This window comes from Actinomycetospora atypica, assembly GCF_042653685.1.
GTDB lineage: Bacteria > Actinomycetota > Actinomycetes > Mycobacteriales > Pseudonocardiaceae > Actinomycetospora > Actinomycetospora atypica.
Map to the genome: position 1 here is coordinate 72,702 of NZ_JBHSIV010000015.1, position 12,712 is coordinate 85,413.

The 12,712-nt window shown below is 74.6% G+C and carries 12 protein-coding genes; 5 read left to right on the plus strand and 7 right to left on the minus strand.

From position 1 onward, the window contains the following. Positions 1-5: 5 nt before the first annotated feature. From dapA to ACFPBZ_RS15595, 3 genes are read left to right on the plus strand one after another with little or no spacing between them, the layout of a single operon-like run. The gene (gene dapA, locus ACFPBZ_RS15585) at positions 6-932 is read left to right on the plus strand and encodes a 4-hydroxy-tetrahydrodipicolinate synthase (RefSeq protein WP_378036993.1); all 927 of its coding nucleotides are present in this window, start codon (positions 6-8) and stop codon (positions 930-932) included. Beyond that, entirely contained in the window at positions 929-1,771 is an 843-nt protein-coding gene (locus tag ACFPBZ_RS15590) for a fumarylacetoacetate hydrolase family protein (protein ID WP_378036994.1), read from the plus strand. The genes dapA and ACFPBZ_RS15590 overlap by 4 nt, the downstream gene beginning before the upstream one ends. Beyond that, complete coding sequence (locus ACFPBZ_RS15595; protein ID WP_378036995.1) at positions 1,771-2,700, plus strand: ornithine cyclodeaminase family protein; 930 nt, start codon at positions 1,771-1,773, stop codon at positions 2,698-2,700. Before ACFPBZ_RS15590 ends, ACFPBZ_RS15595 begins: the two co-directional genes overlap by 1 nt. Here the strand turns inward: ACFPBZ_RS15595 and ACFPBZ_RS15600 are convergent. The 5 genes from ACFPBZ_RS15600 to ACFPBZ_RS15620 are packed head-to-tail and all read right to left on the minus strand — an operon-like array spanning position 2,678 to position 7,923. Next, positions 2,678-4,201, minus strand: a complete 1,524-nt coding sequence (locus ACFPBZ_RS15600; RefSeq protein WP_378036996.1) for an FAD-dependent monooxygenase — start codon at positions 4,199-4,201, stop codon at positions 2,678-2,680. The genes ACFPBZ_RS15595 and ACFPBZ_RS15600 overlap by 23 nt on opposite strands. Next, positions 4,202-4,828 carry a VOC family protein gene (locus ACFPBZ_RS15605; protein WP_378036997.1) on the minus strand — a complete coding sequence of 209 codons (627 nt, stop codon included), beginning with the start codon at positions 4,826-4,828 and terminating at the stop codon, positions 4,202-4,204. It abuts the gene before it with no gap. A gap of 11 nt (positions 4,829-4,839) precedes the next feature. Continuing rightward, complete coding sequence (locus tag ACFPBZ_RS15610) at positions 4,840-5,820, minus strand: alpha/beta fold hydrolase (protein WP_378036998.1); 981 nt, start codon at positions 5,818-5,820, stop codon at positions 4,840-4,842. Next, positions 5,817-6,677: a fumarylacetoacetate hydrolase family protein gene (locus tag ACFPBZ_RS15615; protein WP_378036999.1), complete on the minus strand. Its 861-nt coding sequence runs from the start codon at positions 6,675-6,677 to the stop codon at positions 5,817-5,819. The genes ACFPBZ_RS15610 and ACFPBZ_RS15615 overlap by 4 nt, the downstream gene beginning before the upstream one ends. Positions 6,678-6,690: 13 nt before the next feature. Further along, complete coding sequence (locus tag ACFPBZ_RS15620) at positions 6,691-7,923, minus strand: acyl-CoA dehydrogenase family protein (protein WP_378037000.1); 1,233 nt, start codon at positions 7,921-7,923, stop codon at positions 6,691-6,693. 152 nt (positions 7,924-8,075) lie between these two features. Between ACFPBZ_RS15620 and ACFPBZ_RS15625 the strand changes: the two genes are divergently transcribed. Then, positions 8,076-8,741, plus strand: coding sequence for a GntR family transcriptional regulator (locus tag ACFPBZ_RS15625; RefSeq protein ID WP_378037001.1), 666 nt, complete (start codon positions 8,076-8,078; stop codon positions 8,739-8,741). A 2-nt stretch (positions 8,742-8,743) separates the two neighbouring features. On the opposite strand, the gene ACFPBZ_RS15630 is transcribed toward ACFPBZ_RS15625, so the two are convergent. Together ACFPBZ_RS15630 and ACFPBZ_RS15635 are read right to left on the minus strand one after the other, a co-directional pair. Next, a complete protein-coding gene (locus ACFPBZ_RS15630; RefSeq protein ID WP_378037002.1) occupies positions 8,744-9,487 on the minus strand; it encodes an IclR family transcriptional regulator in 744 nt (247 codons plus the stop codon). Further along, positions 9,484-10,923, minus strand: a complete 1,440-nt coding sequence (locus ACFPBZ_RS15635) for an APC family permease (RefSeq protein ID WP_378037003.1) — start codon at positions 10,921-10,923, stop codon at positions 9,484-9,486. The genes ACFPBZ_RS15630 and ACFPBZ_RS15635 overlap by 4 nt, the downstream gene beginning before the upstream one ends. A 293-nt stretch (positions 10,924-11,216) precedes the next feature. On the opposite strand from ACFPBZ_RS15635, the gene ACFPBZ_RS15640 reads away from it, so the two are divergent. Beyond that, on the plus strand, positions 11,217-12,692 hold the full coding sequence (locus ACFPBZ_RS15640; protein WP_378037004.1) for an APC family permease: 1,476 nt from the start codon (positions 11,217-11,219) through the stop codon (positions 12,690-12,692). Positions 12,693-12,712: the final 20 nt, after the last annotated feature.

Here is a 12,712-nt window from a genome sequence, read left to right on the forward strand (position 1 = left end):
GCGCGATGAAGTTCCGCTCCGACCCCACCGCCATCCGCGGCTCCGTGGCGCCACTCATCACCCCGTTCGCCGCCGACGGCTCGCTCGACGAGGCCGCCCTGCGCGGCCTGGTCCGCTGGCAGCTGCAGGCCGGCTCCCACGGCCTCTCGATCGGCGGCTCGACGGGGGAGCCCGCCGCCCAGACGATCGCCGAGCGCGCCCGGGCCATCACGGTGGTCGCCGACGAGGTCGCCGACGCCGTGCCGTTCGTCCCGGGCACCGGTTCCGCAAAGCTCGACGAGACCCTCGAGCTGACCGCCGCCGCCCGCGACGCCGGCGCCGACGCCGCCCTGGTGATCACGCCGTACTACGCGCGGCCCACCCAGGAAGCGCTCTACCGGTGGTTCGCCACGGTCGCTGACGAGTTCCCCGACCTGCCGATCCTGATCTACAACGTCCCCTCGCGGACCGCGGTCGACGTCGCGCCCGAGACCGTGGCGCGCCTGCACCGCGACCACGACAACATCGTCGGGATCAAGGAGACGACGAAGGACTTCGAGCACTTCTCCCGGGTGCTCCGGGCGTGCGGGCCCGACCTCGTCGTCTGGTCGGGCATCGAGCTCCTGGGCCTGCCGCTGCTCGCGCTCGGCGGGGCCGGCTTCGTCAGCGCGGTCGCGAACCTGGCGCCCGCGGCGGTGGCTCGGATGTTCGAGGCGTGGGAGGCCGGCGACCACGCCACCGCCCGCGAGATCCACTTCGGGCTGCACCCGCTGGTCGACCTGCTCTTCGTCGAGACCAACCCGGCACCCGCCAAGTGGGTCCTGCACCGGTGGGGCCGGCTGAGCTCCCCGCACGTCCGCATGCCCCTGCTGCCGCTGTCCGACGCCGCCGTACCCGAGGTGGAGCGGCTGCTCGCCGAGGGCGCGCCCTTCACCGACGGGGGCGCGTCGTGAGGATCGCCCGGTTCGCCGGGCCCGACGGTGCCGTCGGGTTCGGCCCCGTCGAGGGGGAGCAGGTCGTCGACGTCAGCGCCCGGCTGACCTGGCCGGAGCTGCTCGCCGACCCGGCCGCGGCGCGTTCCGGGGACCCGCGGCACGCCGTCGCCGACGTCGCCTGGGCCCCGCCGGTCGAGGAGGGCGCGAAGGTCGTCTGCGTCGGCTTCAACTTCGCCGCGCACGCCGCCGAGACCGGCCGCGAGGTCCCCGTCCGCCCGACGCTGTTCACCCGGTTCCCCGACTCCTTCGTCGGATCCGGCGGCGCGGTCGTCCGGCCCCCGGAGTCCGAGCAGCTCGACTGGGAGGGCGAGGTCGCCCTCGTCGTCGGGACCGTCGGGCGGCGGATCGCCGAGGCCGACGCGCTCGGCCACGTCGCGGGCTGGACGTGCATGGCCGAGAACAGCGTGCGCGACTGGCAGCTGCACTCCGGGCAGGCCGTCGCGGGCAAGAACTGGGAGGCCAGCGGGGTCCTGGGCCCGTGGGTGGTCACCGCCGACGAGTTCGGCGACCGCCCCCTGGCCGTGACCACCCGCCTCAACGGCGACGTCGTCCAGCACGACACCACCGACCACCTGACCTTCTCCGCGGCCGCCCTGATCGCCTACATCAGCACCTTCACCACGCTGCGCCCCGGCGACGTCGTCGCCCTCGGGACCCCGTCGGGCATCGGGTTCCGGCGGGAACCCCCGCGCTTCCTCGCGCCGGGCGACCGGATCGAGGTGGAGGTCGACCGGGTCGGCGTCCTGCGCCACACCGTCGTCGACGACCTCGTCCCCGCCGCCCTGGGAGCCCCCTGATGCCCACGACGATCCCCGGCTTCTCCGAGGACGACGTCGCCGCGACCGCGACGATCCCCGCCGTGATCGACTCGCTGCGCCTCGTCCTGCGCCACGAGGCCGAGGGCACCGCCCGCAACATCGACAAGACCCTGGCCACCTGGCCGGACGCGAGCAGCGCCCACGCGCTGGGGGCCGTCGACACCGACGAGGGCCTGGTCGTGTTCAAGACCTGGGTGAACACGCCTGCCGGGGCGGCCGCCCTCGCCTCGGCCTTCGACGCCCGCGACGGCCGGATTCTCGCGACCTTCGGGGCCGCCCGCTTCGGCACGCTGCGCACCTCGGCGATCTCGGCGGTGGCCACCGACCTGCTGGCCGACCCCGGCGCGGACGAGCTGACGATCGTCGGGACCGGTCGCCAGGCGCTGGGGCAGGTCGAGGCCGTGGCCGCCGTCCGCGCCCTGCGGCGGGTCCGGGTGTGGGGTCCCGACGACGACCGCCGCCGCGCCTTCGCCGCGCGCGTGCACGCCGAGCTGGGGCTCGCCGCCGAGGCCGTCCCGACCCTGGAGGCCGCGACCGCCGATGCCCCGATCGTCACCGTGGTGACCCGGGCCCGCGACCCGTTCCTGGGGCTCGACCACCTCGCGGTCGGGGCCCACCTCAACGCCGTGGGCGCACTCCTGCCCGCGAACGCCGAGCTCCACCCCGACGTCCTGCCCGCCGCCGACGTCGTCGCGGTCGACAGCGTGGAGAACGCCCGGCGGGCCTCGCGCGAGCTGCGGGAGCACCTCGACGCGGGCGGGGAGGCACCGACACCGCTGGCGGAGGTCGTCGTCGGGAAGGTCGTCCGGCCGGTCGCGCCCCGGCTGACGGTGTTCAAGTCGATGGGGATGGGTCTGTCCGATCTGGCCGTTGCCCGCCTCCTGATCAGCTCGGCGGGCGACCGGTGACCCGCCCGACCAGGGCGCTCACGTCGTCGGGGAGGTGGGACCCGCTCCAGGCGACGTGGTGGTCGGGCCGGACGAGGACCGGGTCCGCCCGGTCCTCCAGCACCTCGGCGACCGTGAGGGGGACGCCTTGGCTCGCGCAGGCGTCCGTCAGCGCGGTGACGTCGGCGCCGGGTGGGGTGAGCAGGGTGAACCCGTCGCCGAGGACGTCGTAGAGGGAGCGGCCGTCGGGGAGCCAGCGGTGCGGCAGCCGCCTCCCGGTGCCCGCGGCCACCACCGGCGACCCCGCCAGGTCGAGGTCGAGCACCAGGTCCAGGGCGTGGAACTCGGCGTCCTTCGTCGCCTCAATCCGCTCACGGGCCGATCGACGGGCGGTGTCACCCGCCGGGGTGTCCCGGTCGAGGTCGTCGTCGAGGAGGTCGATCGAGAGGGTGCGCATGTTCTCCGCGGCGGCCCGGATCACCCGGTCCTGGACCGGCCGTCGCTCGGCCTCGTAGCTGTCGAGGAGCGCGGGCCCGCCCCAGCCCTGCAGGACCGCGGCGAGCTTCCACCCGAGGTCGACCGCGTCGCCGAACCCGGTGTTCATCCCGTGCCCGCCGAACGGCGGGTTGAGGTGGGCCGCGTCCCCGGCGAGGAACACCCGCCCGACCCGCGCGGTGTCGACCAGCTGCATCCGGGCGGTCCACGGGTCGGTCGACAGCACGGTCGCGCCCACGGCCTCGCCGACGGCCGCGTCGAGGATGGCCGCCCCCTCGCGCTCGCCGGTCTCGCGGTCGACGCCGAACGCGATGATCCACCAGGTCCCGACCTCGTCGAGCGGGCCGAGCAGGGCGGGCGCGCCGGGGTTCACGGTCCAGTACTGGACGGCGGGACCGTGCCGGACCCGCTCGGCCAGTCCGGGCGCGCGGAACACCATGCCGAAGTTCGGCCGCAGCGCGTGCTCGCCGACGTAGTCGGCCCCGAGGCACTCGCGTACCCGGCTGCGCGGACCGTCGCAGCCGATCACGTGGTCGGCGGTGATCTGTTCGGCCACCCCGTCCGGCCCGACGACCGTCACCGTCACGCCGTCGTCGTCCTGGACCACGTCGACGACCCGGCGGCCGAGCACGAGGGTCGTGGTGTCGAGCTCGTCGACCATCTCCCGCAGGAGCTCCTCCAGGACGAACTGGGGCGCTTGCTGGCCGACCTCGGGGAAGCGGTCGCCCTGCGGGGTGAGGCCGAGGACGCCGGTGAACCGCGCGAGCTCCCGTCCCGTCAGCGAAGTGCAGAACACGACGTCGGAGGAGTACGCCGGCGACAGCGGGGCGCGGGCGCGGAGCCGGTCGGCGACGCCCCACCGGCGCAGGTGCTCCATCGTGCGCACGTTGACCGTCTTGCACCGGGGCCGGGCGTGGGACACCTCGGTGCGCGGCTCGACGACGACGCAGTCGATCCCGCGGCGGCCGAGCTCGACCGCCGCGGCCAGACCGACGGGGCCGCCGCCGGCGATGAGGACCTGGGTCACTCAGTAGACCTCGGGCAGGAGGATGTCGGCCGGCGGGTTCTCCGGCCGGTACTTGCCGGCCCGGGCGCCCTCGTGGATCTCGGCCTCGGACAGCCCCTGCTCGCGGGCCTCGACGAGCTTGTCCGGGTCGAACCACTCGCCGATCGGGTTCTCCGCGAACTCCCGCGACGCCCAGATCCACTCCTTCGACTCGGCCCAGTCGCCGAAGCAGTCGAACTGGATCTCCACGCCGTTGCCCTCGGGGTCGGCGTAGTACATCGACATGGTGATGCCGTGGTCGAGCGACATGAACGGCGTGATCCCGTGGTTGCGGAGCCGGACGTAATTGTCGAGCCACTGCCCGAACGTCGCGTACTCGAACGCGGTGTGGTGCAGGCCGGCGCTGGTCGGCTTGTCGGCGGGGCGGTGCACCGCGGGGTGGGCGATGAGCGCGATCCGGTGGTTGGCCTCGTCGTTGGTCAGCCAGGCCGCGGACTCGGCGTAGTGCACGGGGTGCAGCCCGCAGACGAGCCCGTACCAGCGGACCATCTCGTCGAGCTTCAGGGTCAGGAACGTCGCGTGGTGCAGCTTCGGCGCGATGATCGGCGCGCTGCGCCGGTCGGCAGTGGCCGGGCGGTCGGTCGGCATGGTCGTCTCCTCTAGGGGGTCGGTCGGTCGAGGGTCGCGAGCCAGTCGAGGACGGTCGCGACGTACTTCTCCGGGTCGTGCTCGTGCATCGAGTGGGGAGAGTCGGGGAAGGACCGGTAGTCGATCCGGCCGCCGGCGGCGCCGACGATCTCCCGGGCGCGCCGCGCCTGGTCGTCCGACGAGGCCCCGATCAGCCGCCCGGTCTGCTCGTCGACGATGCGGATGTGGTGGGTGAACAACACCGGGACGCGGACCTGCTCGAGCATCGTCACGTGGTCGCACGACGCCGTGGCGGAGCCGGACACGAAGGCGCGGCCCCACTCGGGGTCGTACTCCCGCAGGTTCTGGGGCGGTCCGGCCGTGGGATCGGCGTCCTCGTCGGGCGGGATCATGGCGCCGAGGTGGCGCAGGATCTCCGTCGGGATCGCCGTCGGCATCGCGCGCAGGAGCCCCGACCAATCGCCGATCGACCACTGGTCGCCGAGCCACGTGTTCCAGGCCGCGAAGACCGGGCCGATCGCCCCGGCGATGCCGGGCCCGACGGCGGGCGCGACCTCGCTGGCGAACAGCGGCGGGTCCTCCCACACCGCGGCCCGGACCTGTCCGGGCTTCGCGTACGCCGAGAGCCACGCCGACAGGACCCCACCGGACGACATCCCGCTGACCAGCGTCCCGCGCCCGATCACGAGGTCGATGAAGCGGACGAGGTCGTTGCCGAAGTTGTCGATCGTGTACCGGCCGGGCGTCCACGTGGAGCGCCCCTGGCCCCGCAGGTCGACCGCGTGGACGTGGAAGTGCTCGGCCAGCAGCCCCATCGCCGCCTCGTAGCCCCACCACGACTCGGACTGCCCCGGGATCAGCAGGAGCGCGGGCAGCGCCGGGTCGCCGGCCACCGCGTAGTTCATCCGGACCTCGCCGAGGTCGACGGTCTGCTCGGCGAACCCGTGGTCGACGAAGGTGCCGCCCCGGTCCGCGGCCTCGAGGACCGTCATGCCACGAACCGGTGCGTCATGGTGCCGATGCCGGTGCACCAGGAGGTGAGCTCGTCGCCGGCGGCGAGGAACCGCGGCGGGGTCATGCTCGCGCCGATGCCCGAGGGGGTGCCGGTGAACACGACGTCGCCGGGCAGCAGGGTCACCACCGCCGAGAGCTCCGCGACGAGCGCGGGCACCGAGAAGATCATCGTCGAGGTCCGCCCCTTCTGGACGCTCTCGCCGTTGACCAGGCAGCCCAGCTCGAGGTCGTCGGGGTCGTGCCCGGCGGCGCGCAGCTCGTCGGGCGTCACCAGCGAGGGGCCGACCGGCGAGAAGCCGGGGTAGGACTTGCCCAGCCCGAACTGGGCGGGGGGCGCGGCGAACTGGGCGGTCCGGTCGGAGAGGTCCTGGCCGACGGTCAGTCCGGCGACGTGGTCCCAGCCGTCGGCCTCGGCGATGCCGTGCCCGCCCGTCCCGATGACGGCGACGAGCTCGACCTCCCAGTCGACGTCGCCGGGGGAGAGCCGGACGTCGCCGGTCGGCCCCGTGAAGCTGGAGGCGTACTTGGTGAACACGACCGGGCGGGTCGGCAGCTCGAAGCCCGACTCGGCGGCGTGGTCGCGGTAGTTCAGCCCGATGCCGAAGACCTGCGGCGGGCGCGGGGTGACGGGGCCGAGGGCGGCGGGGTCGAGGGGGGCGGCATCGGCGAAGGAGACCGACCCGGCCCACTCCCGGAACTCGTCCCAGCGGGCGTAGACGGCCTGCGGGTCGGCGTCGAACGGTCCGGCCCGGCCGACGTCGAGGCCGCGGAGCTCGTCGGGATCGGTGCCGGGCTCGAGCAGGACGAGGCGGCCGGCGTGGTTGGCGATGCGCATGGGTGCTTCCCGTTCAGACGAGGGCGGTGACGCCGTCGGTCAGGCCCAGCAGGGCCCGGCCGTAGACCTCGGAGGAGATGGCGGGGCTGATCACCGCGTGGCGGGAGGCGACCTCGGAGTCGCGCCAGATCCGCTGCAGCGGGCTGCTCTCGGCGAACGACCCGGCCCCGTGGGCCGAGACGAGGACGCGGATCGCCTCGCGGGCGTTCTCGATCGCGGCGCCGGTGTCCATGCGGACCCGGGCGCGGGCGACGTAGTCGGGGTAGGTGCCGTCGGCGGCGGCCTGGTCGATGTCGGCGGCCGCGCGGTAGGCGAACAGGTGGGCGGCGTCGACGAGCGAGGCGGCCTTGGCCACCGCGAGCTGCACGGTCGGTGCCTCGGTCTGGGTGTCGTAGAAGGTGTAGGACACCGAGCGCTTGGGTGCCTTCTCGACGACGAGGTCGAGCGCGGCCTGCGCCAGGCCCAGCTGCGGCCCGGCGAGGACCACGGCCGCGACCGGGACGAACGCCGACCGGTAGAGAGCCTCGTCGGTGTGCTCGGTCGCGTACCGGCCGCCGATCGCTGCCGGGATCGAGATGACACGGTGCTCGGGGATGACGACGTCCCGGGCGACGAGCGTGTTCGACCCGGTGCCGCGCATCCCGGCGACGTGCCAGGTGTCCTCGATCCTCAGGTCGGTCATCGGGACCAGGGCGAGGCCCTGGTCGACGATCTCCCCGCGGTCGTCGGGAACCGGGAACCCGACGACGGCCCACTGCGCGTGCAGGCAGCCCGAGGCCCAGCCCCACGAGCCGGTCACCCGGTAGCCGCCGTCGACGCGCGTCGCCTCGGCCGAGGGCGCGAGGACCCCGGCGATGCGGGCGCCGGGCGAGCTCTCCCAGACGTCCCGCTGCGCCCGGTCGGGGAACAGGCCCGCGAAGAACGAGCAGACGTTCATCAGCGTCGAGACCCACGCGGTCGACCCGCAGCCACGGGCGAGCTCGCGCGACACCTCCAGCTTCGTGCGGATGTCGGTCTCGAGCCCGCCGAGCCGCTTCGGCTTCATGATCGAGTACAGGCCGGCCTCGTCGGCCAGCGAGATGTTCTCCTCGACCACCCGGCGCTGTTCCTCCGTGCGGGCGGCGTTGCGGGCGAGGACCGGGACGATGTCCCGGGCCCGTCCGACCAGGTCGGCGCGCAGAGTGCGAGCCTCCTCGGACGTACCGGGACGGTCGAGGGAGCAACCGGACGTGGGTGTCGACAACATGGCGATCCTCCGATCCACGGCCACCTCGGCGTGACCTGCGTCTCGGCGGGAGCTAAGCTGCTATCTTATAACTTGTCAACGGGTCTCCCGTGGGCGGCGACGAGCACGGGAGGTGGCCGGTGACGGCTGAGGTGGGCCGGGGTGTGCGTTCGGTGGCGTCGCACAAGGCGTCGGCGGTCGACCTCGTGCTGCACGAGATCCGCCGCTCCATCCTCAGTGGCGAGCTCCCACCCGGCCGGCCCTTCACCGTCCCGGCCCTCACCGAGCGGCTCGGCGTCAGCCACGTCCCCGTCCGCGAGGCGCTGCGCCAGCTCGAGGCGCAGGGGCTGATCACCCTGAGCCCGTCGCGCAGCGCCATGGTGACCCCGCTCGACCCCGACGACCTGCGCGCCATCTACCGGCTCCGGGTCACGGTCGAGCCGGAACTGGCGGCGCTGTCGGCCCCCGGGCGCACCGACGGCGAGATCGACGAGCTCGACGCGCTGGTCCGCCGGACCTTCGACGACGTCCTCGGCGAGGCGTTCTGGGCTCCCCACCGCGCGTTCCACGCGGCGCTGATCGAGCCGGCCGCCAGCGACTGGGACCGGCGGCTGCTCGGCCCGCTGTGGGACGCCTCGGAGCGCTACACGCGCCTGGTCTTCGACCCGGTCGAGGCCCCCGAGTCCTTCGCCGCCCACCGGGCCCACGTGCACGACGAGCTGGTCGAGGCCGCGCGGTCCCGCGACCCGGAGCGCGTCCGTGCGGCCGTGCGCGAGCACCTGGAGAACAACCTGGCGACGATGCTCGAGGGGTTGCGGACCCTCGACGGCTCGCGCTGAGCTCAGGCCAGGAGCGGTGCCAGCTCGGCCGCGTGCCGGCGGAGCACCTCGACGAGGTCCTCGTTCGGCGCGGCCACCCGGTCGGCCGGCCCGGTCAGGGCGAGCCCGGCGACGAGGCGCTGGTCGTCGGGCGCCCGCACCGGCACCGCGAGGCACCCGCGCTCGGACCGGAACTCGCCGCACTGGCGCGCGAGCCCGGTGCGCGCCACCTCGACGAGCCGCTCCTTGAGCTCGACGGGGTCGACCACGGTGTGCGGGGTGAGCCGGGTCAGGTTGGTGGGGACGGGCCCGTCGTGCTCGGCGAGCAGGAGTCGCCCGAGCGCCGTGGCGTGGGCGTGGCGGGTGAGCTCTGCGGCGTCGGCGGGCGGGTGGTCGGGATCGGGGTCGAGGAACACCAGCCGCTGCCCCGGGAAGGCCGCGAGGTGCGCGCCCCACCGCACCCGGCTGCGCAGCCGTTCCATCACCGCTCGCGCCGCGGTTGGCAGCGTGACCGGGGCGGGTGCGAGGGCCGCGCTGCGCCGGCCCAGGGCGAAGCCGCCGAGGTCGGGGAGCCGCACGAGGTACTCCTCGGCGACGAGGAGGTTGAGCAGCCGGTAGGTCGTCGCCGGCGGGATGCGCAGTGCCGTCGAGATCTCCTTGGCGGTGACCCCGACCCCCGAGCCCGCGACCTCCTCGAGGATCGCCAGCGCGCTGCGCACGGCCTGCGGCTGGCGCCCGCTGATCGGGGACGCCCCGCCCGGGCTCACCGGCGGTCCCCGGTGAGGACGTCGGCGGCGGTGGTCTCGTCGTACACCCCGATGCCGGCCAGGGCGGCGGGCCGCCGCCACCGCAGCGCCGCCCACCCCGCGATCCCGGCGACGACCATCCCGACGACGACCGCCCACATCGGCCCCGACCCGAGCGAGCTCGCGACCGCCACGAGCCCCACCGCCACGAGGGCCGGGACCGCGACGGCGGCCACCACGACGACCCCGCGGGTGAGCTCGCCGATCCGGGCGAGGAAGCGGGGCGCAGCGAGCGAGACCAGGCCGTAGGCGACGAGGAAGCCGATCGCCGACACCGAGACCAGCGCCGAGAACATCGTCTCCGGCGCCACCCCGAGCGCGGTGCTGACCAGCGGGGGCACGGCGAGCAGGGGCACGGCGATCCCGATCGCGGCGGCCGGGGTGAGGTAGCGGCGGTGCGTGCGGCCGAGCAGCGAGGGCGCGACCCCGTCGCGGGCCAGGGAGAACAGCACCCGGACGAGCGTGTTGAGCGCGGCCAGGGTGCACGCCGAGAACGAGGCGACGATGCCGGCGTCGATCACCGCGGAGGCCCACGCGAGGTCGCGGGAGCCGGCGAGTGCGGTGCCCGGCGGTTCGCCCCCGGCGCCGGGGACCACGCCGAGCACCTCGAGCTGCACCACGGTGGCCACGAGGTAGAGCACCGCGGCGACCCCGGCGGTGATCCCGACGGCCCGGGGCACGGAGGCGAACGGCCGCCGGGCCTCGACCCCGAGGGAGGTGGCGCTGTCGAAGCCGATGAACGCGGCGAGCGCGGGCAGGACCCCGACGACGATGCCGCCGAGCCCGCCGGAGGGCAGCGGCGGTGGGGGAGGGGACGGCGTGGCGGGGCCGCTGACCAGCAGCGCGACGAGCACGACGAGGATCAGCCCGATCGAGAGGCCCTCGACGACGAGCATGACGCGCCCGGTCAGCCGCACGCCGCGGACCGCGCAGACGCCGACCGCGGCGGCCAGCACCACGATCACGACGATGCCCGCGACCTCGCCGTCGGTGCCCGGCCGGAGGCGCTCGAGCAGGGCACGGCCGTACCAGGCCGCCCCGGCCAGGGCCGCCGCCACGAGCAGCCCGTAGCCGACGACCAGCGCCACCGCGCACGCGAACGCGCTCCCGGGGCCGAGTCCCTTGGCCGTGTAACTGTAGAGCGAGCCGGCGGCGGCCATCCGCCGGGCGAACACGGCGACGCACACCGCGACGAGTCCGGCGAGCACCGCGGCGATCGCGAACGACCACGGCGCGCCCGACCCGGCGTCGGCCGCCACCAAGAGCGGGGTCGAGGCCATCGCCGCCGCCGGGGCCGTGGTGGCCACCGACTGGGCGAGCACCCCGAGCGGGCCCAGGGTCCGTCGGCGCAGCCCGGCCACCGGCGAGCGCGCGCGCAGCACCGGGACGCGCCTCATCGTCGGGACCCTCCGATCACGCCCGTACCGTAGGGCCGACGGCCCCGGGAGCGGAATGACGATCTCCGCACCCACGAACGAGAAAGTGCGGGCGACCGATTCTCGTTCGACCCCGCCGAGGCGTCCGCCGTTCTCCGAACGGAGAAGTGCCGCCGAATGCGCGAGCACCCGCGGGAATGACATCCGCGCTGGTCCCGGCCCTGCTCACCGGGTCTTGACCCCGTCGGAACGGGCACGCAAACGTGAGCCACGACATTCGTCGTCGTCGCATCCACCCGTTCTCGGGAGTCGCCATGGCCGCACCCACCAGTGCCGCACCGGAATCACCGTCACGCCTCTCCGGCTCGCTCGGGGTCGGCTCGATCGTCTTCATGGTGGTGGCCGCCGCGGCCCCGCTGACCGTCATCGCGGGGACCGTCCCGCTGGGGGTCGGGGCCGGCAACGGCGCCGCGTTCCCGAGCACGTTCCTGCTGTGCGCGCTGGTCCTGCTGCTCTTCGCCGTCGGCTTCTGCGCGATGAGCCCGCACGTCCCCGACGCGGGCGCGTTCTTCACCTACGTCCGCCACGGGCTCGGCCGCCCGCTGGGTCTCGGCGCGGCGTTCCTCGCGCTCGCCACCTACGCCGCCGTGCAGGCCGCGGTGTACGGCTACGTCGGCGCGGCGGTGGACGAGCTCGTCACGAGCTACGGCGGCCCGGAGGTGCCGTGGTGGGTCTACACCCTGGTGCTCATGGGCGTCGTCGCCGTCCTCGGCTACCGCCACATCGAGCTCTCCAGTCGCGTGCTCGGCGTCCTGCTGCTCGCCGAGATCGCGATCGTGCTCGTCCTCGACGCCGTGGTGACCGTGCAGGGCGGGGCCCAGGGCCTCTCGACGGCCTTCCTCGACCCCGCCCAGGTCTCCTCCGGTGCGGTCGGCATCGCCGTCATGTTCGCGATCGCCAGCTTCATCGGCTTCGAGGCCACCGCGGTGTTCCGCGACGAGGCGCACGACCCGCAGCGCACGATCCCCCGCGCCACCTACACCGCGCTCGTCGTGATCGGCCTGTTCTACGCGGTGTCGAGCTGGGCGATCGTCTCGGCGTGGGGCGACGAGGCCGCGGTCGCGCAGGCCGGCGCGAGCCCCGGCACGTTCCTGGTCGACACCGTGAACGCGTGGCTGGGGCCGTTCGCGGGCCACCTGGCGGCGATCCTGCTGGTGACGAGCCTCTTCGCCGCGATCCTGTCCTTCCACAACGTGGCCGCGCGCTACTGGTACGCCCTCGGCGGCCACCGGGCCCTGCCCGCCGCGTGTGGCCGCACCCACGCCGGCCACGGGTCGCCGCACGTCGCCTCGCTCGCCCAGAGCGGCCTGTCGTTCGTGCTCATCGTGGTGTTCGCGCTCGCCGGGCTCGACCCGGTGGCGCAGGTGTTCGCGTGGATGGCCGGCACGGCGACCCTCGGCGTCCTCGTCCTGATGTCGGTGACCTGCCTGGCCGTCCTGGTCTTCTTCGCCCGCAGCCGGGTCGACCGCCGGGCCTGGAACACCCGCATCGCCCCGGCGCTCGGCCTCGCCGGCCTGCTCGTGTGCCTGTGGCTCACGATCTCGAACTTCCCGACGCTCATCGGCGGCTCACCCGCCCTGGCGCTCGCCATCGCGGCCGTGCTCGCCCTCGTCGCGCTGGCCGGCGTCGTCATCGCGCTGCTCCAGCGCCGCTCGTCCGCCGGGGTGCCGGCGCCGCGCACCGCCCCGGCCGAGGTCGACACCCGACCCGACCGCACCCCCGCGTCCTGACCCGTCCCCCCGCCTCTCCC

Bases quoted from the DNA above. Each gene is read 5' to 3' on its own strand.
- ACFPBZ_RS15610 (WP_378036998.1), bottom strand. From the start codon at position 5,820: ATGACGGTCCTCGAGGCCGCGGACCGGGGCGGCACCTTCGTCGACCAC.
- ACFPBZ_RS15615 (WP_378036999.1), bottom strand. From the start codon at position 6,677: ATGCGCATCGCCAACCACGCCGGCCGCCTCGTCCTGCTCGAGCCCGGC.
- ACFPBZ_RS15620 (WP_378037000.1), bottom strand. From the start codon at position 7,923: ATGTTGTCGACACCCACGTCCGGTTGCTCCCTCGACCGTCCCGGTACG.
- dapA (WP_378036993.1), top strand. From the start codon at position 6: ATGAAGTTCCGCTCCGACCCCACCGCCATCCGCGGCTCCGTGGCGCCA.
- ACFPBZ_RS15605 (WP_378036997.1), bottom strand. From the start codon at position 4,828: ATGCCGACCGACCGCCCGGCCACTGCCGACCGGCGCAGCGCGCCGATC.
- ACFPBZ_RS15640 (WP_378037004.1), top strand. From the start codon at position 11,217: ATGGCCGCACCCACCAGTGCCGCACCGGAATCACCGTCACGCCTCTCC.
- ACFPBZ_RS15635 (WP_378037003.1), bottom strand. From the start codon at position 10,923: ATGAGGCGCGTCCCGGTGCTGCGCGCGCGCTCGCCGGTGGCCGGGCTG.
- ACFPBZ_RS15595 (WP_378036995.1), top strand. From the start codon at position 1,771: ATGCCCACGACGATCCCCGGCTTCTCCGAGGACGACGTCGCCGCGACC.